Source organism: Stenotrophomonas sp. SXG-1, assembly GCF_014083965.1.
Classification (GTDB): domain Bacteria; phylum Pseudomonadota; class Gammaproteobacteria; order Xanthomonadales; family Xanthomonadaceae; genus Stenotrophomonas; species Stenotrophomonas geniculata.
The window spans coordinates 1,367,774-1,392,593 of record NZ_CP046588.1 but is presented as its reverse complement, the minus strand read 5'-3'; the positions used below and the strand labels follow the sequence as shown (position 1 = coordinate 1,392,593).

19 protein-coding genes are annotated in these 24,820 nt (G+C 67.1%); 8 read left to right on the top strand and 11 right to left on the bottom strand.

Annotated features, from left to right (window positions below):
• Positions 1–60 precede the first annotated feature (60 nt).
• From GOC52_RS06350 to GOC52_RS06340, 3 genes are read left to right on the top strand one after another with little or no spacing between them, the layout of a single operon-like run.
• Positions 61–627, top strand: coding sequence for a TetR/AcrR family transcriptional regulator (locus GOC52_RS06350; protein ID WP_010483118.1), 567 nt, complete (start codon positions 61–63; stop codon positions 625–627).
• Positions 627–2,300 carry an MFS transporter gene (locus GOC52_RS06345; protein WP_019338438.1) on the top strand — a complete coding sequence of 558 codons (1,674 nt, stop codon included), beginning with the start codon at positions 627–629 and terminating at the stop codon, positions 2,298–2,300. The genes GOC52_RS06350 and GOC52_RS06345 overlap by 1 nt, the downstream gene beginning before the upstream one ends.
• A 10-nt stretch (positions 2,301–2,310) precedes the next feature.
• Entirely contained in the window at positions 2,311–3,459 is a 1,149-nt protein-coding gene (locus tag GOC52_RS06340; protein ID WP_049455652.1) for an HlyD family secretion protein, read from the top strand.
• Between the two features lie 70 nt (positions 3,460–3,529).
• On the opposite strand, the gene GOC52_RS06335 is transcribed toward GOC52_RS06340, so the two are convergent.
• The 7 genes from GOC52_RS06335 to creB all read right to left on the bottom strand — a co-directional run bounded on the left by GOC52_RS06335 (position 3,530) and on the right by creB (position 11,406).
• Positions 3,530–4,021 (bottom strand): Fur family transcriptional regulator, encoded by a 492-nt coding sequence (locus tag GOC52_RS06335; protein WP_004150412.1) that lies wholly within the window; start codon positions 4,019–4,021, stop codon positions 3,530–3,532.
• Positions 4,022–4,055: 34 nt separating this feature from the next.
• Positions 4,056–5,459, bottom strand: a complete 1,404-nt coding sequence (gltX, locus tag GOC52_RS06330) for a glutamate--tRNA ligase (protein WP_043396573.1) — start codon at positions 5,457–5,459, stop codon at positions 4,056–4,058.
• Positions 5,460–5,611: 152 nt separating this feature from the next.
• On the bottom strand, positions 5,612–7,198 hold the full coding sequence (locus GOC52_RS06325; RefSeq protein ID WP_053442734.1) for a M20/M25/M40 family metallo-hydrolase: 1,587 nt from the start codon (positions 7,196–7,198) through the stop codon (positions 5,612–5,614).
• 196 nt (positions 7,199–7,394) lie between these two features.
• Positions 7,395–7,805 carry a hypothetical protein gene (locus tag GOC52_RS06320; protein ID WP_053442733.1) on the bottom strand — a complete coding sequence of 137 codons (411 nt, stop codon included), beginning with the start codon at positions 7,803–7,805 and terminating at the stop codon, positions 7,395–7,397.
• Positions 7,806–7,815: 10 nt separating this feature from the next.
• Positions 7,816–9,135 carry a cell envelope integrity protein CreD gene (gene creD, locus GOC52_RS06315; RefSeq protein WP_191850962.1) on the bottom strand — a complete coding sequence of 440 codons (1,320 nt, stop codon included), beginning with the start codon at positions 9,133–9,135 and terminating at the stop codon, positions 7,816–7,818.
• Positions 9,136–9,216: 81 nt separating this feature from the next.
• On the bottom strand, positions 9,217–10,677 hold the full coding sequence (gene creC, locus GOC52_RS06310; protein WP_049455648.1) for a two-component system sensor histidine kinase CreC: 1,461 nt from the start codon (positions 10,675–10,677) through the stop codon (positions 9,217–9,219).
• Positions 10,678–10,680: 3 nt separating this feature from the next.
• Positions 10,681–11,406 carry a two-component system response regulator CreB gene (creB, locus tag GOC52_RS06305; RefSeq protein ID WP_100051435.1) on the bottom strand — a complete coding sequence of 242 codons (726 nt, stop codon included), beginning with the start codon at positions 11,404–11,406 and terminating at the stop codon, positions 10,681–10,683.
• 35 nt (positions 11,407–11,441) lie between these two features.
• On the opposite strand from creB, the gene GOC52_RS06300 reads away from it, so the two are divergent.
• The 4 genes from GOC52_RS06300 to GOC52_RS06285 all read left to right on the top strand — a co-directional run bounded on the left by GOC52_RS06300 (position 11,442) and on the right by GOC52_RS06285 (position 17,219).
• Entirely contained in the window at positions 11,442–12,299 is an 858-nt protein-coding gene (locus tag GOC52_RS06300; protein ID WP_019338445.1) for a 23S rRNA (adenine(2030)-N(6))-methyltransferase RlmJ, read from the top strand.
• 95 nt (positions 12,300–12,394) lie between these two features.
• Positions 12,395–12,940 carry a GNAT family N-acetyltransferase gene (locus tag GOC52_RS06295; RefSeq protein WP_004150340.1) on the top strand — a complete coding sequence of 182 codons (546 nt, stop codon included), beginning with the start codon at positions 12,395–12,397 and terminating at the stop codon, positions 12,938–12,940.
• Positions 12,941–13,089: 149 nt separating this feature from the next.
• Positions 13,090–16,554, top strand: coding sequence for a transcription-repair coupling factor (mfd, locus tag GOC52_RS06290; RefSeq protein WP_191850960.1), 3,465 nt, complete (start codon positions 13,090–13,092; stop codon positions 16,552–16,554).
• Between the two features lie 47 nt (positions 16,555–16,601).
• A complete protein-coding gene (locus GOC52_RS06285; protein WP_010483154.1) occupies positions 16,602–17,219 on the top strand; it encodes an HD-GYP domain-containing protein in 618 nt (205 codons plus the stop codon).
• A 199-nt stretch (positions 17,220–17,418) separates the two neighbouring features.
• Here the strand turns inward: GOC52_RS06285 and GOC52_RS06280 are convergent, their stop codons facing one another.
• Together GOC52_RS06280 and gpmA are read right to left on the bottom strand one after the other, a co-directional pair.
• Complete coding sequence (locus GOC52_RS06280) at positions 17,419–19,512, bottom strand: M13 family metallopeptidase (RefSeq protein ID WP_191850958.1); 2,094 nt, start codon at positions 19,510–19,512, stop codon at positions 17,419–17,421.
• Positions 19,513–19,723: 211 nt separating this feature from the next.
• On the bottom strand, positions 19,724–20,473 hold the full coding sequence (gpmA, locus tag GOC52_RS06275) for a 2,3-diphosphoglycerate-dependent phosphoglycerate mutase (protein ID WP_019337589.1): 750 nt from the start codon (positions 20,471–20,473) through the stop codon (positions 19,724–19,726).
• 94 nt (positions 20,474–20,567) lie between these two features.
• Here gpmA and nfi point away from each other — a divergent pair, with 94 nt between their 5' ends.
• Complete coding sequence (gene nfi, locus GOC52_RS06270) at positions 20,568–21,242, top strand: deoxyribonuclease V (protein ID WP_191850956.1); 675 nt, start codon at positions 20,568–20,570, stop codon at positions 21,240–21,242.
• 38 nt (positions 21,243–21,280) lie between these two features.
• On the opposite strand, the gene GOC52_RS06265 is transcribed toward nfi, so the two are convergent.
• Together GOC52_RS06265 and GOC52_RS06260 are read right to left on the bottom strand one after the other, a co-directional pair.
• Positions 21,281–22,261 carry a cation diffusion facilitator family transporter gene (locus GOC52_RS06265; RefSeq protein WP_010483164.1) on the bottom strand — a complete coding sequence of 327 codons (981 nt, stop codon included), beginning with the start codon at positions 22,259–22,261 and terminating at the stop codon, positions 21,281–21,283.
• Between the two features lie 141 nt (positions 22,262–22,402).
• A complete protein-coding gene (locus tag GOC52_RS06260; RefSeq protein WP_191850954.1) occupies positions 22,403–24,652 on the bottom strand; it encodes a TonB-dependent siderophore receptor in 2,250 nt (749 codons plus the stop codon).
• Between the last annotated feature and the right edge of the window lie 168 nt (positions 24,653–24,820).

Sequence of the window (24,820 nt, the reverse complement as noted above, 5' to 3'; positions counted from 1 at the left end):
GCGGACAATCCCGTCACTCAAAGTCTCGCCAATCGGACATTTTTGTCCGAACATAATTCCATGACTGCCCAACGTGCCGATGCTGCTGCCCGCCGTGCCCTCATCCTCGACGCCGCCGATCATGTGTTCGGCCAACACGGTGTCACCGCCCCGCTGGACCTGGTGGTCGAACGCGCCCAGGTGGGCCGCGCCACCCTGTACCGCAACTTTCCCGACCGCACCGCGCTGATCCAGGCACTGCTGCAGCGTACGGTCGACCGCATCCGGCGCCAGGTCGAACAGCTCGGCGACCGCGACGATGCCCTGTTCGAGGTGTTCGAGGGCATGGCCCAGCGCATCATCGATTCGCCTGCCTTGGCCGACTACTGGCGCGCAGTGGATTCGGACGTGCCGGCCATGCGTACCGCGCGCGAGACCGTGCGCGACCTGCTGGAAGCACCGATCGCCCGTGCCAAGGCCGCCGGCCTGTGCCGTGCCGACCTGGAGAAGACGGACATTTCACTCATCTCGGGCATGCTGGGCGCGGCCCTGCGCGGCAAGACCCGCGACGAGCGCGCCCACCTGGCCGGGCGCGCCCTGCAGCTGCTGCGCGGGGGTCTCCAGGGAGCAACCAGCGAGGCCCGCTGATGGTCCAGCCGTATCTGAAGCCGGTTCCGGATTGGGAGGAGCACGAGAAGCCGACCATGCCCGGTTCGGCTTCGATGCCCTGGCACCCACCGTACCGTCGGTTGGCCTATGCACTGGTATCGCTGCTGGTGGCGATCACCGGCGGCCTCGGCAATGCGCTGGTCACCGCCAACCTGCCGTTCCTGCAGGGCCAACTGGCACTGACCCCGACCCAGGGCAGCTGGCTGGTGGCCGCCTATGCCATGGTGAATGTCACCGCCAACCTGCTGGCCTTCAAGTTCCGCCAGCAGTACGGCATCCGCCTGTTCGCCGAGATCGGGCTGGGCCTGTATGCGGCGCTGGCGGTACTGCACCTGTTCGTCGGCAGCTTCGAGACCACGATGCTGACCCGCGCCGCCAGCGGCTTCGCGGGTGCGGCCTGTTCGACACTGGGCACGCTGTACATGCTGCAGGCGCTGCCGCGTCGCTTCACCGGCAATCTGCTGGTCGTCGGTGTCGGCCTCTCGCAGCTGGCGGTGCCGATCGCCTGGATCGTGTCGCCGGGCCTGGTCGATACCGGCCAGTGGCACCAGCTCTACTCGTTTGAGGCCGGGCTGGCACTGTGCGCGTTCGCGGCAGTGGTGGTGCTGAAGCTGCCGCCCGGCATCCAGGTGAAGGCGTTCGAGCCGCTGGACTTCCTCACGTTCGCCCTGCTCGCACCGGCCGTCGCCCTGCTGGTGATCGTGCTGGCGCAGGGCTACACCCGCTGGTGGCTCAACACGCCATGGCTGGGCTGGGCTCTTGTCGCCTCGATCGTGCTGTCCACCACCGCCTTCATCATCGAGCACTACCGGCGCAATCCGCTGCTGCAGATCCGCTGGCTGTCGAAGCTGCCGGTACTGCACTTCATCGTCGGTGCGTTCCTGATCCGATTCCTCACCACCGAGCAGTCCTACGGCGTGATCAACCTGATGCGCACGCTGGGCATGGGGCCTGACCAGATGCGCCCGCTGTTCGTCGTGATCCTGGCGGGCGTGGTCACCGGCATCGCCGGTGCATCGCTGACCTTCGGCCCGAAGCGGCTGATCCCCCAGCTGCTGATGGCGATCCTGCTGCTGGGCGCCGCCGCGTTCTTCGACCAGCACCGCACCAGCCTGGACCGGCCACACGATTTCTACGCCAGCCAGTTCCTGGCCTCGGTCGGTGCCGGTATGTTCATGGGCCCGCTGATCATGCTCGGCATCTCTGCCGCGTTGAAACAGGGCGTGGATCACATGATCACCTTCCTGGTGACGCTGTCGATCACCCAGACGCTGGGTGGCCTGGCCGGCTCGGCGGTGCTGGGCACCTTCCAGCTGCATCGCGAGCAGTTGTACTCCAGCGCATTGACCAGCCAGCTCGACCCGGCCGACCCGGTGGTGGCACAACGCCTGCGCATCCAGCAGCAGCTGTACAGCGCACAGATCACCGACCCGGTGCTGCGCAGTGCGCAGGGCAGCGCGCAGCTGGCGCAGACCACTCGCCGCGAAGCCAACGTGCGTGGATTCAATGATGTGTTCACATTGAGCGGTTGGCTGGCCATCGGCTTCCTGTGCTGGTTGCTGCTGCTGTCGCTGCGCACCGCGGTGCTCAAGCAATGGCGCAAGCGCCACCCCACTTCCCCCGCTGCGGCCACGCCGGCCGCGCCCCGCTGAGTCCTCCGCCATGCCTCCCGTCCCGCCCCGACCCGACGACAACGTGACCCCACCGCCGCCGACCGACGCGGCACCTGCGCCCACGCCCGTTGAGCCGGCGGTCGCGCCGAAGTACCTCAAGCCCAGCGCGCGCAGTGTAGTGGTGATGGTGGTGGTCGCCCTGCTGGGCATTGCGCTGATCCTGCGCGCCTGGCACCTGTGGCCATTCACCAGCAGCGTGATGGTGACCGACAACGCCTATGTACGCGGGCAGATCACGGTGATGGCGCCGCAGGTGAACGGCTACGTGACCGAAGTGCTGGTGAAGGACTTCCAGCACGTGAAGCAGGGCGAGCCGCTGCTGCGCATCGATGACCGCATCTACGCGCAGCGCGTCGCCCAGGCGCAGGCGACGCTGGACAGCGCACGCGCGGCGCTGGCCAACTCGGACCAGTCGCAGGCGCAGAACCGTGCGCAGATTGCCTCCGCACACGCCACGTTGTCGGCCGGCCAGGCGGAGCTGCAACGCTCACGCAACGAGCTGAAGCGCTACGAGGAGCTGGCCGCGCAGCAACTGGTGTCAGTCAACGACCGCGACAAGTTCCGCACCACCCAGGCGTCGGCACAGGCCAGCGTCCAGCAGTCACAGGCGCAGATCCGCATTGCCGAGGAAACCCTGGTATCGACCCAGGTGGCGCGCAAGAGCCTGGAAGCGCAGGTGGAGAGCGCGCAGGCGCAGCTGGAACTGGCCCGCATCGATCTGGCCAACACGGTGATCCACGCACCGCGCGACGGCCAGATCAGCGAGGCCAGCGTGCGCGTGGGCCAGTACGTCGCTGCCGGTTCGCAGCTGCTGTTCCTGGTACCTGACACGTTGTGGGTGGTGGCCAACTACAAGGAAGGCCAGACCTGGGGCATGGCGATCGGCCAGCCGGCCACGTTCTCGGTGGACGCGTTCCAGGGGCAGGTGCTGCGGGGCCGCGTGCAGGAGATCGCGCCGGCTACCGGCTCGGAATTCAGCGTGCTGCGCCCGGACAATGCCAGCGGCAACTTCACCAAGGTGGTGCAGCGGCTGCCGGTACGGATTTCGATCAACGAGGGCCAGACGCTGGCGGCACAACTGCGGCCCGGCATGTCGGTGATCGTGCGGGTGGATACCGCAAGCAAGCCGATGGACTAGCGTTTGCCATGAAACGGGGGTCAGATCCCTTTTGCCAAGGCAAAAGGGATCTGACCCCAGGACCCATTGCTCAGCCCGCGCAGCGCGCGCAGAGGCCGTGCACTTCCAGAGTCTGCGCCTGCGGCTGGAAACCCAGCTCCTTGGCGCGCTTCTCCAGCTGGGTGACGATTTCGCGGTCTTCCAGCTCCACCGCGCTGTGGCAGCTGTTGCAGATCAGGAACGGCACCGAATGCGCGGCGCTGCTGGGATGGTGGCAGGCCACGAAGGCATTGACCGACTCCAGCTTGTGCACGAAGCCATTGGCCATCAGGAAATCCAGCGCGCGGTACACAGTGGGCGGGGCATCAGCGCCCACGCCCTTGCCGTTGCGCACCCATTCCAGCAGCTCGTAGGCCTTGACCGGCTTGCCGGCCTCGGCGATCAGCTTCAGCACATTGGCGCGGATCGGGGTCAGGCGCAGCCCGCGTTCGCGCGAGACGCGCTCGACCACCGCCACAAAATCCGATGCATCGTGGACGTGGTGGTGCGGGGCCGTACAGGCAGTGGCGGTCTTGGCGGGCATGCGTGTTCTCCGGTTCGGGCCTGGCAAGGATGCCTCAGGCCGTTGCTACCTTGGTGATGGCCACATCAATGCGTTTCAAGGCCTGCTCGCGGCCGGCCAGGTACACGGTATGGGAAATGTCAGGGCTGACCTGGGTGCCGGTGATGGCCACGCGCAGCGGCTGGGCGACCTTGCCCATGCCGATCTCCAGCGCGGCGGCGACGTCGTGCAGGGCCACGCCCACCGACTCGGCGGTCCATTCCGGCAGGGCTGCCAGCAGCTCGCGGGCCTTGCCCAGCGCCACCTCGGCACCGGCCTTGAAGTGCTTGGCCACCGCCGCTTCGTCGTACTCGGTCAGCGGCTGGTACCAGATCACGGCCTTTTCGGCCATTTCCTTCAGGGTCTGCACGCGCTCACGCAGGGCGATCACCACGTCCTCCGGGGCCGGGCCGGCGGCCACGTCCAGGCCCAGCTTCTGCAGCTGGTAGACCAGGTGCGGCACGATGGCGGCCACGTCCTCGGTCTTCAGGAAGTGCTGGTTGACCCAGCCCAGCTTGGCCATGTCCAGGCGCGAGGCCTTGGAATTGCAGTCCTTCACGTCGAACAGGTCGATCAGTTCCTGGCGGCTGAACAGCTCCTGGTCACCGTGCGACCAGCCCAGCCGGGCCAGGTAGCTCAGCAGCGCATCGGGCAGGTAGCCGGCGTCCTTGTACTGCATCACGTCGGCCGCGCCGGTGCGCTTGGACAGCTTGGCCCCCTGCTCGTCCAGGATCATCGGCATGTGGCCGAACTTCGGCACCGGCGCACCGATGCCTTCGTACAGGTTGATCTGGCGCGGGGTGTTGTTGATGTGGTCGTCACCGCGGATGACCTCGGTGATGCCCATGTCCCAGTCGTCCACCACCACCGCGAAGTTGTAGGTGGGGTAGCCGTCCGGACGGAAGATGACCATGTCATCCAGCTCGCTGTTGGCGATCTCGATGCGGCCCTTGATCAGGTCGTCGAACACCACCGTACCTTCCAGCGGGTTCTTGAAGCGGATGACGCGGTTCGGGTCGTCCCTGTACGGCAGGCCCAGTTCGCGTGCAGCGCCGTTGTAACGCGGCTTTTCCTGCTTGGCCATGGCGGCCTCGCGCATCGCATCCAGCTCTTCGCGGGTTTCGTAGGCGTAGTACGCCTTGCCGTCGGCGATCAGCTGCTCGGCCACTTCCTGGTAACGGGCGACGCGGTCGGTCTGGTAGATCGGGCCCTCGTCGTAGTCCAGGCCCAGCCACTCCATCGCCTCCAGGATGGCGTCGATCGCGCCCTGGGTGCTGCGTTCACGGTCGGTGTCCTCGATGCGCAGCACGAACTCGCCGCCACGGTGGCGGGCCTCCAGCCAGCAGTACAGCGCAGTGCGGGCACCACCGATGTGCAGGTAGCCGGTGGGACTGGGGGCGAAGCGGGTGCGGCAGGTCATGGACGGCTCGAGGAACGGGAATCCCCCGATTTTACCAGCCCTCCGCCCCCGACGGAAAAAGGGGACGGAGGGATTAAGTCGCGATTGCCCAGCCTCTGGGCGCTGCGACCGGGAAACGGAGGGGAGAAACGACTTAATCCCCTCCGTCCCCTTTACGGTTCCTGCTTGCGCGGGAAGGACTGCTCGCGCATGGCGGCGTTGTAGGCGAACGAGGCGACGATGGCGGCGGCCTGTTTCAGGTCTTCCGGCTCGGCGTGGTCCCAGGTATCCAAGTGGCTGTGGTGGACGTTGGTGAAGTAGTCCAGCCGGTCCTGGATGAACTGGAAGCCCGGAAGGCCGATGCGGTCGAAGCTGATGTGGTCGGTACTGCCGGTGTTGCGGGTGGCCACGGTGGTGGCGCCCACGTCATGGAACGGCGCCAGCCAGGCTTCGAAGATCGGCATCGCCGCCAGGTTTTCCTGCGCGTAGATGCCCCGGAAGCGGCCCGAGCCGTTGTCCATGTTGAAGTAGACCTGGAACTTGCTGTAGTCGCGGGACTTCTGCAATGCACCGGTCGGCTCGCGCAGCGAGGCCGGCAGCGCCTTCTGGGCCGGGTCGGTGGGTTCCGGGAAACGACCGAAGTGCTTGGCCACATAGGCCTGCGAGCCGATCAGGCCCTGCTCCTCACCGCTCCACAACGCCACGCGGATGGTGCGCTTCGGCTTGGCGCCGGTGGCCTTGAGGATGCGCATCGCCTCCATCATCACCGCCACGCCGGCCGCGTTGTCAGCCGCGCCGGTGCCGCTGTGCCAGGAATCCAGGTGAGCGCCGATCATCACCACTTCGTCGGGCCTGCTGCTGCCGCGGATCTCGGCCAGCGTGTTGTAGCCGGGCTGGTCAGCCTCGTCGGTGAAGCGCGCGGCTACATCCACGCGCAGGCGTACCGGCTGCTTGGCATCCAGCGCGCGCACCAGCGGATTGAAGTGCTCGGCGATCATCGCCAGTTCCGGGATGCCCACCGATTCGCCGGCCTTGCGCGAACCGCCGCCGGCGACGCGGATGATACCGTTGTCCCAGCTGCTGATGCTGATCGCGGCCAGCGCGCCCTCTTCGACGAAGAAGGCGTTGACCTTGGCGGCCAGCTCCTGGCGTTCCTTGTATTCCTTCACACGCTTGGCCCGCTCGGCGGCGACGTCCTTGGGCAGGGTGAATTCCTGCAGGCCCTCCAGCGAGGTGGCGTCATGCCGGTGCGAGTCCGGCTCGGTGCCGCGCTTGTACTCGCGCGCCTCGCCCAGCAGCAGGATCTTGCCGCGCAGCTTGCCGCGATACTTTTCGATGTCCTCGGGCTTCTTGATCTCCACGTGCACCAGCTCGCCCTCAACCGGTCCCTTGGTGCCTGGCGTCCAGGCCTTGGGCAGCGCATGCAGCGGCTGCACGCGGTCACCCAGCATTTCCACGCTGGCCGAGGTGAACTCCCAGCCACGGCCGAAGTCATCGAAGGCTTCGTCGTGCACGTTGTCCAGCTTCCATTCGCTGAACTTGCCGCGGGTCCACGCGTTGGCGCGGCCCATCGCCGGCGAATTGGTCAGGCGCGGGCCGATGCGTTCGGTGAGGTAGCTGAAGGTATCCATCACCTGCGAACGGTGGAAGGCCTCCTGGCGGATGCGGCTGACCATGTCCAGGTCCACCGACTCGCGCTGCTGCGCCATTGCATTGCCCCCCATCGCCAGCGCTACGGCCAGCACGCCCCACTTCAACACATCGCACCCCTGCCCTTCGGCTCGATCATCAACCCATCGAGTCTAGCCAGCAGGGGCGCGCCGATACCGTCCCATCGGTCATGGGCAGGAGCATGCGAACCAAGGTTCGCACCCACAGGTGACCGGTCAGCTCGCACCCACCAAAGGGCGGGGTTCCCGCCAGTAGATCCACGCCATGCGTGGATGAACAACCCGATCACCCACTCCACCCCAACCACAACTGCGCCCGCTCCGGCAGCAACAACAACCAATGCCGCCGATCGATGCTGCTGCAGCCATACACCGACGCGTGTGCCGGCCAGTCATCCGGCAGGCCGCCGATGCCGATCTCGGCCAGCGCCTCCGCCCCGGCCTTCCATGGCCGGTAGCGCGGCACCCAGCCGGCCACCGCGCCGCGTCCCTGGCGCGCGTCCTGCAGCCAGCGCAGTCCCTGCCCCTGCAATCCCTCGCAGGTCACCGCAGCCAGCTGGAAGCGGACCAGGCCGGGGGCGATCCGTGCCCCCGGCAGGGCCGCCAGCACGCCATGTGCCTGCAGCAGTGCATTCACTTCCAGCAGGGCCGGAATGCCCTGCCGTGCCCGTTGCCGCAATCCCTGGCGCCAGCCCATGACGTACTCCTTACTTCAGTTCCGCGCCAAGCGCGTACCAGTCGACCCGGCGCGTCACCCACATCGCCAGCGCCAGGATCACGAACAGCAGCAGCGAACCCATCAGCAGCGCGTTGTTCTCCGACACCAGCAGGCCATACAGCGCGCCGTACAGCACGGTCAGCAGCGCAGCGAAGCCGAGACCGCGCTTCCAGTGGCCCAGCACGTTGGCCAGGTACACCGCCTGCAGGCCGATGCAGGCCACGGCCGAAACCAGGTAGGCCTTCCAGAACGCGATGTGCTCGGACAGGCTGATCAGCAGCAAGAAGAAGATCGCCAGCGCCAGGCCCACCATCAGGTACTGCAGCGGGTGGATGCGCAGCGACTTGATCAGCTCGAACAGGATGAAGCCGACGAAGGTGAGCAGCACGAACAGCACGCCGTACTTCGAGGCACGGTCGGCCTGGGTGTAGGTATCGACCGGATCGACCAGCGACACCGTCACCGCCTGCGAGTCGACCGAACCGTCATTGCGCAGCTGCCGCTGTGCGTCGGAGGCCAGCGAGGACACCGCCCAGCGCGCATCGAAGCCCTGCGCATCGACGCGGCGCTCGTTGGGCAGGAACGCACCGCTGAACGACGGATGCGGCCAGCTCGAACGCAGCGCGATGTGGGTGTCATCGCCCACCGGCACCACCGACAGCATGCGGCTGCCATCCAGGCGCAGTTCCAGCTCCACGGTGCTGGCGGCCAGCGTGCCGCCGTGGTCTTCGGCAAACCCGGTCACCGGTGCATGCAGACCGCGGCCGACTTCGCTGGCAGCGCCCACGCCGGGCAGCAGCCGCAGCTGCTTGCCATCCACGCGCAGATTCGGCGTACCGACCAGGCCACGCACATCGGAAATGCCCACGGCTACATACGGCTGGCCGTAACTGCGGCCGGCCTTCACCGGATAGTCGTCTTCGGCGAACGTCGCCTTCATCTGGCCGTTCCAGCTGTAGACCGGCACCTTGAACAGCCCGACCTCACGCTGGCTCGGCAGCATCTCACCGCCCACCTCCAGCGACGCCGGCATCTGCAACCAGTGCCCCTCGGTGACCTGCACCTCGGTCTTCTTGACGCCCAGCGGATCGACCAGTTCAACCTGCTTGCGCTCCACCCACGGCACCACCCGCACCGGCCCGACCAGCTGCTGCGCACCGGCGCGGCTGTCGGCCACCCGCGAGAAGGCCTCATCGCGGTACGCACTGCGTTCGTTGATGACCCCGCGGATCATCGTCAGCGGAACCAGCAGCAGCAGGATCAGCCCGCCGACAATGGCGAACCGCAGCAGCATCTTCAGGGATTTCATGGTCCATCCTCGTTGGAGAGGGCTGCAGGATGGACCGCTGCAGTGAGCAGGGTTTGTGGCGAATTTGAAGCGAGTGTGAAGTCAGCGGCGCGGGCGCTGGCCCGGTGTACCCAGCGGCAACCACAGGCTGGCCACGGTACCGCCGCCGTCGCGGGCATCGACACTGGCGCGCCCATCGTGCAGGCGCGCGACTTCCCGCACGAACGGCAGGCCCAGGCCGGAACTGCGCCGCCCGCTGCCGGGGCGCGCCAGCGAATAGAAGCGCTCGAACACCCGCTCACGCGCGTAGTCGGGAATGCCGGCGCCACGGTCGGCCACCTGCAGGCGCACGCCCTGCCCGTCCACCTCGGCCTGCAGCGCGATCTCCGCGCCAGCCGGCGAGAAGGCAATCGCGTTGTCGATCAGGTTGTGCAGTGCCTGCCGCAGCAGGTAGCCGTCGCCCTGCACCTGCAGGTCGGGCACGCTGCCGATGCGGACCTGCACGGCTGCCGCTTGTGCGCGCACCTGCGCGGCAGCGGCCGCATCGGCCAGCAATGCCGGCAGCGCGATCCGGTCGCGGGTCTGCAGCCAGCCGTGCTGTTCCACTTCAGCCAGTGCCAGCAGCTTGTCGATGGTCTCGGTCAGCCGCTCCTGCTGGTCGACAATGCTGCGCGCGAAATGCACGCGATCGGCTTCGGGCAGCGGCTCCTGCAGCAGCTCGGCGGCACCGCGGATGGCCGCCAGCGGGCTCTTCATCTCATGCGTCAGCGACTGCACGTACTGCTCGACGTAGGCCTTGCCTTCCAGCTTGCGGCGCATGGTTTCCAGCGCCTGGCCGAGATCGCCGATCTCGTCGCGGCGGCGGCGCGGCGGCGGCACCGGTTCGCCGGCGCTGACCGCACGCGCATAGCGGCTGAGCTGGCCCAGGCCGGTGGTCAGCCACATCGTCACCAGCACACCGACCAGCGCCGACAAGCCGATCAGCCAGGCCCCGCGCTCGATGATGGCGCGCTGGCTGGCGGCGATGAACGGATCGATGCTGCGGTTGGGCTGCGCCAGGCTGAGCACGCCGATGAGGGTGCGCCCATCGGCCGGGTCATATACGGGCGCCGCCACATGCATCACCGTGTCGCCCTCTTCGCCGGCAATCTCGGGACTGGAACGCGCGCCGTACTCACCTCGCAGGGTGCGATAGACATCATTCCAGCGCGAGTTGTCGCGCCCCAGGTCGCGGCCCAGCGAGTCGTAGATGACGATGCCCTTGGCATCGGTGATGGTCACCCGGTAATCCAGCGAGCGCTTCGGGAAGCGCCAGACCATCGCCTTCAGGTCGCGCTGGCGTGCCTTGGCGAGGTTGCGGGTGAAGCTGCCGCTGCGGATGGTGCCGGCCTTGACGTCGGCGGCGGCCATTTCGGCCAGCACGTTGGCCGCATCGACCAGGGTCGATTCCATCGCCTGGCGCACACCGGGCTTCACCTCGTTGACGAACACGCGCATCACGAAGAACGCCGCGATGCCGGTGATCAGGAAGAAGCCCAGGAACAGCTTCAGTACCAGGCGCATCGGCTAGACCTCCAGCGCGTAGCCAAGACCACGGTGGGTACGGATCGGGTCTTCGCTGGCACCGGCCGCGCGCAGCTTGGCGCGCAGCGTCTTTACATGCGTATCAACGGTGCGGTCGGCGCTGTCGGCGCTGCTGTCCCAGCCACGGTCCATCAGCTGCGCACGGCTGAGGATGGCGCCCGGGCGCTGCAGCAGCGCCTCCAGCAGCGCGTACTCGTAGCGGGTCAGGTCCAGTGCCTGGCCATGGAAGCGGATACGCCGGCCTTCGCGGTCGATGGCAAAGGCGCCATGTTCCTGCCAGCCCGCATCGGCGCCGGGTGCTGCCACGACCGATGCCGCGCGGCGCAGGCGCGCACGCACCCGCGCCACCAGTTCGCGCGGCGAGAACGGCTTGGTCATGTAATCGTCGGCGCCCAACTCGAGGCCAAGCACCCGGTCCACTTCATCGTTGCGGGCGGTCAGGAAGATCACCGGCAGCTGCGCCGACGGCCCGGGCTGCGCGCGCAGTCGCCTGCAGACCTCGAAGCCGCCCAGGTCGGGCAGGCCCACGTCCAGCACCACCACGTCGATATCCCCGGCCTGCAGCCGTTGCAGGGCCTCGCCGCCCAGCAGGCAGTGGCTGGCGGCATAGCCCTCGCTACGCAGCGCATAGAGCACGGTTTCGGCGATGGCGGCTTCGTCCTCGACCACCAGGACATGGGCAACAGGAGCTGTCATGGCGCGCAGCATAGCCGCTGCGGCCGCCGCCCCGTACACTGCCGCCCATGAACTATCGCCACGCCTTCCATGCCGGCAACCATGCCGACGTGCTCAAACACATCGTGCAGCTGGCCCTGATCGACAGCTTCAAGCGCAAGGACAGCCCGTTCTTCGTGCTCGACACCCACGGCGGTGCCGGCCGCTACCTGCTGGCCAGCGAAGAGAGCCGCAAGACCCTGGAGGCCGAATCCGGAATCATGCGGCTGATGGCCCAGCCCAAGCTGCCGGAGGTGGTCGAGCGCTACCTGAAGGCGGTACAGGCCGACAACCCGGTCGGCGCGCTAACCAATTATCCGGGTTCGCCGCTGCTGAGCGCACAGGCGATGCGTGCGCAGGACCGCATGGCGGTCTGTGAGCTGCAGGAAGCCGAAACGGCCACGTTGAAGGCCCTGTTCGCCCATGACAGCCGCGTCGATGTGCGCTCTGGCGATGGCTATGCGCTGCTGCGCTCGCTGCTGCCGCCGAAGTTCAACGGCAGCAAGATCGGCCGTGGCCTGGTCCTGATCGACCCGCCCTACGAAGCCCAGGATGCCGAGTACCAGGCGGTGCTGGCCGCCCTGGCCGAAACCCTGGCGCGCTGGCCGCAGGCCACGTGTGCCGTCTGGTTCCCGATCAAGCAGCGCCGCACCATCCTGCATTTCCTGCGCAAGGCCACCGCCCTGCCGGTGAAATCGGCGATGACGATCGAGTTCCTGGTGCGCCCGGACGACTCGCCGCTGCGCCTCAACGGCAGTGGCATGCTGCTGCTCAACCCGCCCTGGCAGTTCGACCGGGTGGTCGGCCCGGCCCTGCCGGCGCTGCGCCAGCACCTGGGCGAACCTGGTGCCAGCACCCGCCTGGATTGGCTCAAAGCACCCGAATAACGGCCTTCACGAGGCTGTACCGCCGTGAGCCTTTCGTTCACGGAATGCAGCCCCGGTGATGCCACAATCGATGGACCACCAAGGAATCACCCGGTATGGCCACTCGCAACCGCATGCCGCCCTGGCATGAGATCTTCAAGGCTCCCAGCGGCCACGAGCTGCTGATCCGCCCCATTCGCCCGGAAGATGGCGCACCGCTGCAAGCGGCGTTCAGCCTGTTCGGACCGGAAGAAATCCGTGATCGTTTCCTGCAGGCGGTGACCGAGCTGTCGCCGGAAACCACCCAGCGCCTGACCCACCCGAATCCCAAGACCGAGATCACCCTGGTCGCTGCCGAATCCCTGCCTGCTGGCGAAGCAGTGGTCGGTGCGGTCGCCCGGGCCTCGATCATCCCCGGTACCCGTGAAGCCGAGTACGCGATCCTGATCAGCCGCTTCCTGATCGGCCAGGGCCTGGGCCGGCAGCTGATGCGCAAGCTGGTGAAGTGGGGCCGCGGCAAGTACCTGGACCGCCTGTACGGCGACGTTGCCGCCGAGAACGAGCCGATGAAGCAGCTGGCCGCCTCGCTGGGCTTCAAGCCGGTGCCGCACCCGACCGGTGCCGAAGGCCTGGTGCGGATGGTGCTGGAGCTGGACAACTGACGGATACGCCGGGCCCTGCCCGGCCACGTCTCCCGGTAGTGCCGGCCGCTGGCCGGCATTGTGTTCCCCCAACGGCACATGAGGCTGTCGGCAACCGGCGAGCCCGACCCACCGGGCCTGGATCAGGCTTCTGCTAAAATCCGGGGTCCATGTCGCGTACCTCATACCCCGCCCCGCCGCTGCCGCGCGCCGGCCAGCTCCGCGCCTGGTGGCGCGCCCCCGCCTCGCCGACCGCCCTGGCTTGGTATCTGGCCCAGGCCGCGCGCGCGCACGACGCGCCGCTGCTGGTGATCGCCCGTGACAACCACGGTGCCAACCAGCTCGAAGCCGACCTGCAGACCCTGCTCGGCGGCGACCCGGCCCTGCCGGTGGTCGCCTTCCCGGACTGGGAAACCCTGCCCTACGACCGCTTCAGCCCGCATCCGGACATCATCTCGCAGCGTTTGTCCGCCCTGCACCGCCTGCCCTCGCTGAAGCGCGGCCTGGTGATCGTGCCGGTGCAGACCCTGCTGCAGCAGCTGGCCCCGCGCAGCTATGTGATCGGTGGCAGCTTCGACCTGAAGGTCGGCCAGCGCCTGGATCTGGAGGCCGAGAAGCGCCGCCTGGAAAGTGCCGGCTATCGCAACGTGCCGCAGGTGATGGACCCCGGCGACTTCGCCGTGCGCGGCGGCCTGCTCGACGTGTTCCCGATGGGTTCCGACGAGCCACTGCGGGTGGAACTGCTGGACGAGGACATCGATTCGATCCGTGCGTTCGATCCGGAAAGCCAGCGTTCGCTGGACAAGGTCGAGGCCGTGCACATGCTGCCCGGCCGCGAAGTGCCGATGGACGAGGCCAGCATCGCCCGCGTGCTGGCCGCGCTGCGCGAGCGTTTCGATGTGGATACCCGGCGCAGTTCGCTGTACCAGGATCTGAAGTCCGGGCTGGCCCCGGCCGGCGTCGAGTACTACCTGCCGCTGTTCTTCGAACGCACCGCCACCCTGTTCGACTACCTGCCCGACGGCAGCTTGCCGGTGGTCTGCGCCGGTGCGTATGAAGCGTCCGTCGCGTTCTGGGCGCAGACCGGTGAGCGCTACGAACAACGCCGCCACGACGTCGAACGGCCGCTGCTGCCGCCGTCTGCGCTGTACCTGTCGCCAGAGCTGCTGCGCGAGCGCCTGAACGATGCCCCGCGCATCGAGGTGTGGTCGGCTGACCACGCGCGCATCGCCGATGCCCATGCGCTGGGTGACCAGCCGCTGCCGCCGCTGCCGGTGGCCGCACGCGAGGCCCCCGCCGGCGACGCACTGAAATCTTTCCTCGGCCACTACCCGGGCCGGGTGCTGATCGCCGCCGATTCGCCAGGCCGTCGTGAAGCCCTGCTGGAAGTGCTGCAGGCCGCCGAGCTGAAGCCGCCGGTGGTGGCCGACCTGCCCGCGTTCCTCGCCGACGATGCGCGCTTCGCGATCGCTGTGGCGCCGCTGGAAGATGGCTTCGCACTGGACGACCCGCGCATCGCGGTGCTGACCGAGCGCCAGCTGTTCCCCGAGCGCGCCGGCAGCACCCGCCGCACGCGCCGTGCCGGCCGCGAGCCGGAAGCGATCATCCGCGACCTCGGCGAACTGACCGAGGGCGCACCGATCGTGCATGAGGACCATGGCGTCGGCCGCTACCGGGGCCTGATCGCGATGGACGTCGGCGGCATGCCCGGCGAATTCCTCGAAATCGAATATGCCAAGGGCGACCGCCTGTACGTGCCGGTCGCCCAGCTGCACCTGATCAGCCGCTACTCGGGCGCCTCGGCGGAAACCGCGCCGCTGCATTCGCTGGGTGGCGAGCAGTGGAGCAAGGCCAAGCGCAAGGCCGCTGAGAAGGTGCGCGACGTCGCTGCCGAGCTGCTGGAGATCCAGGCCCGCCGCCAGGCGCGTGCGGGTTTGGCACTGCAGGTGGACCGCGCGATGTACGAACCGTTCGCGGCCGGCTTCCCGTTCGAGGAAACCCCGGACCAGTTGGCCGCGATCGATGCCACCCTGCGCGACCTGGCCAGCAGCCAGCCGATGGACCGCGTGGTCTGCGGCGACGTCGGCTTCGGCAAGACCGAGGTCGCCGTGCGCGCGGCGTTCGCCGCCGCCAGTGCCGGCAAGCAGGTGGCCGTACTGGTGCCGACCACGCTGCTGGCCGAGCAGCACTACCGCAACTTCCGCGACCGTTTCGCCGATTACCCGCTGAAGGTCGAAGTGCTGTCGCGCTTCAAGAGCACCAAGGAGATCAAGGCCGAGCTGGAAAAGGTCGCCGCCGGCACCATCGACGTGATCGTCGGTACCCATCGCCTGCTGCAGCCGGACGTGAAGTTCAAGGACCTGGGCATGGTCATCGTCGACGAGGAACAGCGTTTTGGCGTACGCCAGAAGGAAGCGCTGAAGGCGCTGCGCGCCAACGTGCACCTGCTGACCCTGACCGCCACCCCGATTCCGCGCACGCTCAACATGGCCATGGCCGGCCTGCGCGACCTGTCGATCATCGCCACGCCGCCGCCGAACCGGCTGGCGGTGCAGACCTTCATCACCCAGTGGGACAACGCGCTGCTGCGTGAGGCCTTCCAGCGGGAGCTCGCGCGCGGTGGCCAGCTGTACTTCCTGCACAACGACGTGGAAAGCATCGGCCGCATGCAGCGCGAGCTGTCCGAGCTGGTGCCGGAGGCGCGCATCGGCATCGCCCATGGGCAGATGCCGGAGCGCGAGCTGGAAAAGGTGATGCTGGATTTCCAGAAGCAGCGCTTCAACGTGCTGCTGTCGACCACGATCATCGAATCGGGCATCGACATTCCCAACGCCAACACCATCATCATCAACCGTGCCGACCGCTTCGGCCTGGCCCAGCTGCACCAGCTGCGCGGCCGCGTCGGCCGTTCGCACCACCGTGCCTACGCCTACCTGATCACCCCTGACCGCCGCGCGATCACCCCCGACGCCGAGAAGCGCCTGGAAGCGATCGCCTCGATGGACGAACTGGGCGCCGGCTTCACCCTCGCCACCCACGATCTGGAGATCCGCGGTGCCGGTGAACTGCTCGGCGAGGACCAGAGCGGGCAGATGGCCGAGGTCGGCTTCAGCCTGTACACAGAACTGCTGGAACGCGCGGTGCGCAGCATCAAGCAGGGCAAGCTGCCCGACCTGGATGCCGGCGAGGAAGTGCGCGGTGCCGAAGTCGAGCTGCATGTGCCGGCGCTGATTCCGGAAGACTACCTGCCGGACGTGCACACCCGCCTGACCCTGTACAAGCGCATTTCCAGCGCGCGCGACAGTGATGCGCTGCGCGAACTGCAGGTGGAGATGATCGACCGCTTCGGCCTGCTGCCGGATGCGGCCAAGCACCTGTTCGCCATCGCCGAGCTGAAGCTGAAAGCCAACACGCTGGGCATCCGCAAGCTGGACCTGGGCGAGAACGGTGGCCGCATCGTGTTCGAGTCCAAGCCGAACATCGATCCGATGGCGGTGATCCAGCTGATCCAGAAACAACCGAACCTCTACGCCATGGAAGGGCCCGACAAGCTGCGCATCAAGCACCCGCTGCCGTTGCCGGAAGACCGCTTCAATGCGGCCCGCGCCCTTCTGACCACCCTCGCCCCGGGTTGATCGCCCTCCCCGAACACCCCGCACCGGTCCCCACCCGGTGCGGGCGGATGACCATGTTCCCTGACGCCGTACCCGCCCCCGACCTGCTGCACGCGCAGGCCTGCCTGATCGATGCCCTCTCGATGTCGTTGCAGATGCGCGACGCCTACACCCGCCACCACTGCGACCGCGTTGGCCTGCTCGCGCAGCGCCTGGCCACGCACTGCGACCTGGACGACGATGCCTGTTCGCAGATCGGCCTGGCCGCGCGCTTCCATGACATCGGCAAGATCGGCATTCCCGATGATGTACTGCTGGCGCCGCGCCGGCATACCGACGAGGAACGCGCGATCATGCGCGAGCATCCGGTACGCGGCGAACACATCTTCCTGGCCACCGGCCGCAGCGACGCCATGCCTGTGGCGCGGCTGATCCGCGCCCATCACGAGGCCTTCGATGGCAGCGGCTACCCCGACGGCCTGCGTGGCGAGAGCATTCCGCTGGGCTCACGTATCGTCACCGTTGTCGATGCCTACGATGCAATGACCAGCGTGCGCCCGTATCGCGATGCGATGGAGCATGAAACCGCATTGCGGATCATCGAAGCGCAGTCCGGCGGGCTGGTGGATCCCTACGTGCTGCAGCTCTTCCATCGCATGCTGGCGCGGGAACCCGAGCTGGCCTGAGATCTTCCCGACGGTGAAACGACCCGCCGGTAGAGTCGACTGTTAGTCGACTGCTCTTCGTCCAGATCGAGAAAATCCCACGCTGCGCGCGATAGTCGACTAACAGTCGACTCTACCGGCGCGCTCCTCGCGACCGGCCAGAAAGACAAAAGGCCCGGCATTCGCCGGGCCTTTCGCATCATGCATCACGGATGATCGATTACCAGATCACCACGCGCTTGTCGTCGGCACGCACCATCGCATCACCGGCCTTGCACTGGAATGCAGCGGCATAGGACGGCATGTTCGACGGCGCACCGTTGGCACGGAAGTTGGCCGGCGCATGCGGGTCGGTGTTCAGGCGGACGCGCAGCTCACCATCGGTGAAGTTGCGGCGCCACACGGTGGCCCAGTTCATGAAGAAGCGCTGGTCCTGGCTGTGGCCATCAACCTCGACATTCGCCTTCGGATCTTCCTTCAGCGCCATCTGCAGCGCGTCGTAGGCCACGGTCAGGCCGCCCAGGTCGCCGATGTTTTCGCCCAGGGTCAGCTTGCCCTTCACGAACACGCCCGGCACCGATTCATAGCCGTCGAACTGCGCGACCAGCTGGTCGGTACGCTCGGTGAAGGCCTTGCGGTCGGCGTCGGTCCACCAGTTGTCGAAATTGCCGTTGGCGGCGAACTGGCTGCCCGAGTCATCGTAGCCGTGCATCATTTCGTGGCCGATGACCGCACCGATGCCGCCGTAGTTCAGCGCCGGATCGGCCTTGGCGTCGAAGAACGGTGCCTGCAGGATCGCCGCCGGGAACACGATCTCGTTCTTGGTGGCGTTGTAGTACGCGTTGACGGTCTGCGGGGTCATGCCCCACTCGGTCTTGTCCACCGGCTTGCCGATCTTGTCCAGCATGTAGCGGTAGTTGAACGCACGCGCCGCCTGCATGTTGCCCAGGTAGCTGTCCCCGTTGGTCTGCAGGCCTGCCCAGTCACGCCACTTGTCCGGGTAGCCGATCTTCGGGGTGAAGCTGGCCCACTTCTCCAGTGCCTTCTTCTTGGTTTCTTCGCCCATCCACGGCAGCTGCTCCAGGCGCGCCTTCAGTGCCTGCGACAGGTTTTCCACCAGATGCTGCATGGCGACCTTCGACTCGGCCGGGAACACGGCGTCGACGTACAGCTGGCCCAGCGCTTCACCCATGCCGCCGTTGACCGACTCCAGCACGCGCTTCCAGCGCGGCTGCATTTCCTTCTGGCCACGCAGGGTGGTGCCGTAGAAATCGAAGTTGGCCTTCTCGAACTGGCTGCTCAGGTACGGCGAGGCATCGTCGATGGTGTGGAAGCGCAGGTAGGCCTGCCAGGTGCTGGCCGGCACATCGGCGAGCATCTTGTCCATTTCACCGAAGAAGGCCGGCTGCGCCAGCGAGAACTTCTGTGCGGCCGGCACCTTCAGGGTGTCGAACAGCGCGGTCCAGCTGAAGTTCGGGGTCAGCTTGTCGGCATCTGCGGCGCTGAGCGGGTTGTAGCGCTTGGCCGGGTCACGCATTTCGATGCGCGACATCGAGGCCTTGGCCAGGCGGGTTTCGAAGGCCATCACGGCCTTGGCCTGCTCGGCGGCCTGCGCCGCGTCCACACCGGACAGGGTCAGCACCTGTGCGATGTAGGCCACGTAGGCGTCGCGGATCTTGGCCTGCGCGTCGTCGAAGTAGTAGCCCTTCTCCGGCAGGCCCAGGCCGCCCTGGCCGACGTAGGCGATGACGTTGGCCGAATCCTTGTAGTCGGCATTGGCGAACAGCGAGAACAGCACGCCCTTGCCCTCGGCCTGGCTGTCGCGCAGGTACTGGGTGATGGCAGCGGTGTCGTTCAGTGCAGTGATCTTGTCCAGCTGCGGCTGCAGCGGCGCCAGGCCGGCGGCTTCGATCTTGGCTTCGTCGTTGCCGGTCTTCCAGATGTCACCGATCTTGGCTTCCACCGAACCGGCCTTGGCCTGGCTGGCGGCGGCCTGCTGGACCAGCGCGTGCTGCACTTCCAGCGAGCGCTCACGCAGGATCTCGAAGCTGCCCCAGGTGGTCTGGTCGCCCGGCACCGGGTTGGCCTTCAGCCACTTGCTGTTGACGAAGCCATTGAGGTCGGTACAGGCCGAGATCGACGGGTCCAGATCGGCGCTGTTGAGCGAGATCAGCGGCGTCTTGATCTGCGACTGGTCGAAGGCCGGCTTGGCGTCGGCACTGGCCGCCGGTGCGGCTTCATTCTTGCCACAGGCCGCCAGCGAGGCAGCAATGGCGATGGTCAGGCCCAGCGGGACCAGGTTGCGGACGTTCATGTGGCTCTCCTGCGGGTAATTTCACAGGGTAGCCGGGTACGCCCACGACAGGGACCGGCCAAAGGTCACAGGGGCGAGCTTCCTGTAGAGTCGAGCCATGCTCGACTGCGGTTGGCCTCCCGCAGGGGTCATGAACCCGCAACGGAGAGCAGTCGAGCATGGCTCGACTCTACAGAAAGCGAAGGCCGGCTTGCGCCGGCCTTCTGCTTCTTTATTTCGCCTTGCCTTGGTTGGCCACGGCCTCAGCAGCCTTGCGTGCCGCTTCCGGGTCGCCCAGATAGCGGAACGACTGCACGGTCAGATCGTCGTTCAGTTCGAACAGCAGCGGAATGCCGGTCGGGATGTTCAGCTCGAGGATTTCCTCGCGCGAGACATTGTTGAGGTACTTGTACAGCGCACGCAGCGAGTTGCCGTGGGCGGTGACCAGCACGGTCTTGCCGTCCTTCAGCTGCGGCGCGATGGCGTCATGCCAGTACGGCAGCACGCGGTCCAGGGTCGTGGCCAGCGATTCGGTGCCCGGCAGCGCGTTGCGGTCCAGGCCGGCGTAGCGGCGGTCGTGGATAGGGTGGCCCGGATCTTCCAGGTCCATGGCCGGCGGCGGGATGTCGTACGAACGACGCCACACCTTGACCTGGTCTTCGCCGTGCTTGGCAGCGGTCTCTGCCTTGTCCAGGCCCTGCAGGCCGCCGTAGTGGCGCTCGTTGAGCCGCCAGGACTTGTTCACCGGCAGCCAGTCCTGCTCCAGCTCGGCCAGTGCACCCTGCAGGGTGTGGATGGCGCGCTTGAGCACGGAAGTGTGGGCGACGTCGAACTGCAGGCCTTCCTCGCGCATCAGGCGACCGGCGGCAGCCGCTTCCCGGCGCCCCTGCTCGGTCAGGTCGACATCGACCCAGCCGGTGAAGCGGTTGTCCAGGTTCCACTGGCTCTGGCCATGGCGCAACAGTACGAGTTTACGGGTCACTGCAGGGTCTCCAACGCGAGGAAAGGCAGGCTGCCATTGTAGCCCCGGGCGCCACTCACCGGGCCGTGGCGCCGCGCATGCGATGCTGCGGCCAATGAATACGGTGATCGACCCCGGACGCTGGGAAGGCAGCGTCGCCACTGCCCGCGCGCAGCAGATCCAGCTTGCCGGCCGCGTGGAGCGCCAGGACCGCTTGCCCCGCGACATGCGCTGGCTGGCCGGGCTGGATGTCGGCTTTGAAGACAACGGCGCCATCACCCGCGCCGCGGCGGTGCTGCTGGATGCGAAGACGCTGCAGCCCGTGGCGCAGGAGATCGCGCGGATTCCTACGGTGATGCCCTACATCCCCGGCCTGCTCAGTTTCCGCGAGCTGCCGGCGCTGCTGGCGGCACTGGCGCTGCTGCCGCAGGCGCCGGATCTGGTGTTCGTCGATGGCCACGGCATCAGCCATCCGCGCCGGCTGGGCGTGGCCGCGCATCTGGGCGTGGTCACCGACCTGCCGAGCATCGGCGTGGCCAAGTCGAAGCTGGTGGGCCGGTTCGTCGAGCCGGGCGCCGAGGCCGGTGCACATACGCCGCTGCTGGAGGGCGATGAACAATTGGGCTGGGTGCTGCGCAGCAAGGTGCGCTGCAAGCCGCTGTTCGTGGCCGGTGGCCATCGGGTCAGTGCCGATACCGCGCTGACCTGGGTGCAGCGTACCCTGCGCGGTTACCGGCTGCCGGAGCCGACCCGGCTGGCGGATCGGCTCGCCTCGCGACGGGACGAATAGCTGCGCCGGGCATCTCCCGGCACGCGCGTCACCTTCGATCAGCGATGCACGTGACCGCGATGGCCCTGCGCGTCCTCGCCGTGGTCATGGCCTTCATGGCCCTCGTGCTCGCCGCCCTTGGCCGGCACCGGCTCACCACAGGCTTCGCCGCAGTGGTCCGCTTCGATCTGCAGTGTCACGTGCTCGATGCCGAAGTCATCGTGCAGGCGCCCGCCCAGTTCACGGCGCAGCGCATCGGCATCGGTGCCGTCGCGCATCACGATGTGCGCGGTCAGCGCCGGCGTGCTGGAAGCAAGCGCCCACACATGCAGGTCATGCACGTCCAGCACCGCAGCGTGACCGGACAGGCTGTCACGCACCCTGGCCACGTCCATGCCCTTGGGCACGCCTTCCAGCAGCACGTTGATCGCCTCACGCATCAACACATAGGTGCGCGGCAGCACCCACAGGCCGATCAGCACCGCCAGGATGGGATCGATCGGCTTCCAGCCAGTCCACTTGATCAACAACGCGCCGGCGATCACCGCCACCGAGCCAAGCATGTCCGCCCACACTTCCAGGTAGGCGCCCTTCACGTTGAGGCTCTCGCCGCTGCCGGCCTGCAGCAGGCGCATCGAGATCAGGTTGATGACCAGGCCCGCTGCGGCAATCACCAGCATGCCCGACGAGGCAATCTCCTGCGGCTCGCGGAAACGCCCAATGGCCTCCCACAGGATGTAGCCAGCGACCACGAACAGCATCGCACCGTTGATCATCGCGCCCAGCGCTTCCAGGCGCGCATAGCCGTAGGTGCGGCGCGCGTCGGGCGGGCGACGGCTCAGCCGTACCGCGACCAGCGCGATCATCAGCGCCAGCGCATCGGTGGCCATGTGCGCCGCGTCGGACAGCAGCGCCAGGCTGTTGGTCCAGAACGCGCCCACCACCTCGACGACGAGGAAAGTGGAGGTCAGGCCGAGCGCCCACCACAAGGGTTTCTCGTGGCGGATCTCGGATGGCAGGTGATCGTGGTCGTGGCCCATGGCAACAGCTCCTTTGCGATGCGGTGCAGGCTACGCCGTGCTGGCGGGGGAGACTATTACGGTGTTTATAACATTGCAGGCGTACCGGTCCGGAGCCGCCAGGCATGCCTGGCGAGCCCCGTGGAACGACGCTGGCCTGGGTCAGAACCCGAAGCGCAGGCTGGCCCAGTACGCGCGACCCGGCTCGTTGTAGGTCGCCGCACCGGCATCGCTGCTGTTGGCCTCGCGGAACAGGCGCTTGTCGGCCAGGTTGTTGACGCCAAAGCCGAAGCTGACCGTCTCGGTCACCTTGTAGCGCGCGCTCACGCCCCAGATGTTGTACGCACCGCGATCCTGCAGTGCGATCGACGGGTCGCAGGTGCCGGTGCAGCGCGGGTCGTTGTTGATGTTGGTGGTGGCCGGTTCCTGCTTGCCGTAGAACGTGCCGGTCAGCAGCAGCGACAGCTTGTCGGTGGCCTGCCAGTCCAGCATGGTGTTGATGGTGTACTTCGGGATCACCGACAGCGGCTGGCGCGTGGTCTTGTTCTCGTTCTCGACCATGTAGGTGAAGTTGTTGCTCCACTTCAGGCGGCTGCCCTGCTCGCCCAGCAGCGGGATCACCAGGTTGCCTTCAAGCCCCTGCACGATCGCCTTGGGTGCGTTCTCCCAGCGGAAGATGCGGCCCTTGGTGTCGGCGGTCAGCCCGATCTGGGTGTAGCCGGCCTGGATCTTGTCCTTGTAGTCGTTGTGGAAGTAGGTCAACGACGCCTGCCAGCCGCTCTGCGGTGCCCACTCGATGCCCAGTTCCTTGTTCAGGCTGGTTTCCGCCTTCAGGTCCGCGTTGCCGCGCATGTAGCAGCCGGCGCCCAGGCTCGGCAGTGCATTCGGGCAGCCATTGCCACGGGTGTAATACAGATAGTCCGGATTCGACTGGTACAGGTTGGGTGCCTTGAATGCACGGGCGATACCCCCCTTCACCACCCAGTCGCTGTTGATGCGGAACTGCGCATTGAGGCTGGGGCTGGTGTTGTTGCCGAACTGGCTGTGATGATCGAAGCGCAGGCCCGGGGTGACGATCCAGCGCTCACCCAGGTAGATATTGTCTTCCACGAACACGGCGGTGGTCTGCGCGTCGGACTTGCCGCGCGCGCGATCGGCCGACAATCCCGGGAGTCCGCCGCCACTGCTGCTGGACTGGCTCATCGAATACGGGTCGGTCAGGCGGCTGTCCAGGTACTCGAAGCCCAGCGTCCAGATGTTCTCGGCACCGCCCAGCGTGGTCGGGAAACTCACTTCGCCATCCAGCTGGTAGTTGCGCAGGCGCGAGGTCGACCAGTCGGTGCCGTTGAAGCTGCCCTCCGGGCCACCGGCCAGGCCTTCGTTGATGCGCGAGTTGTTCACCGCCTCCACTGCCGCCGTTACCCGCGAGGTCACATCACCCCAGCGGCCGCGATGGGTGATCGCGCCGGTGTTGCGGTACATGCGGTTGGTCTCGGCCTGCTGCTCGGCCAAGGCCCCCAGATCGATCGGTGTCGAGGTGCCGGTGGTGCTGACCGCGCGGTCACCTGCATAGATGTTGCCCTGGCGGCTGGTGCCGGCTTCGAACTCGACCACCTGGTTGGCGGTCACGTCCCAGCGCAGCAGCGCGTTGATGTCGCGGTTCTTGACGCCCTCGCGGCCGGCCGGCGGCACCGCGTTCGGATTGGTCGCGAAGTCACGGTTGAGTTCCAGCGAATCGGCGTCGGTCTTGTTGAGATTGCCGTACAGGCGGAACGACAGGGTGTCGGTCATCGGCCCACTCAGCTGCAGGCCGACGCGCTCGCTGCCGCCTTCGGCGCTGTGCTCGGGCACCAGGCCATACAGGTCGACCGCACCGGTCAGGTCGCCGGTCGGGCGCTTGGTGATGATGTTGACCACGCCGCCAGAAGCACCCGAGCCATAGCGTGCCGCTGCCGGTCCGCGCAGCACTTCGATGCGCTCGATCATTTCCGCTGGCACCCAGTTGGTGTCACCGCGGGTATTACGCTCGCCGCTACGCCCCATGCGCACAGCATCGCGTGCGCCGACGCGCTTGCCATCGACCAGGATCAGGGTGTTTTCCGGGCCCATGCCGCGCAGATCGATCTGGCGGTTGTTGCCGTACTGGCCCGAGGCGCTGTTGCCGGTGAGGTTGACGCCCGGCATGGTGCGCAGCAGTTCGGCGATGTCGTTGGCCGGCGGGCGCCTGGCGATGTCCTCAGCGGTGATGGTCGAAGTGCCCAACGCCTGGCGGGCAATCTGCGAGGCGGTGACATGCACCGTGTCGATATCGGTGGCGTCGGTTTCAGCCTTGGCGGTCAGGGCGCTGCCCGCCAGCAGGGCGGCAACGGCAAGCGCCAGCGGGCGCGGCGAAAGGACAACGGCAGGAGACATGATCAGGACCTTCTGGCAGGGCTACGGGGCCTCTGGCAAAGGGCTTGAGGCAACGACGAGGGGGGGGCGGAGCGTCGCTGCAGTCGCCTGCGGCCCGATCCGTGCGCGTATTCTCCCATCAATGCGAGTGATTCTCAAATGCGTTCACTCATTGCCGCAGCGGCACCG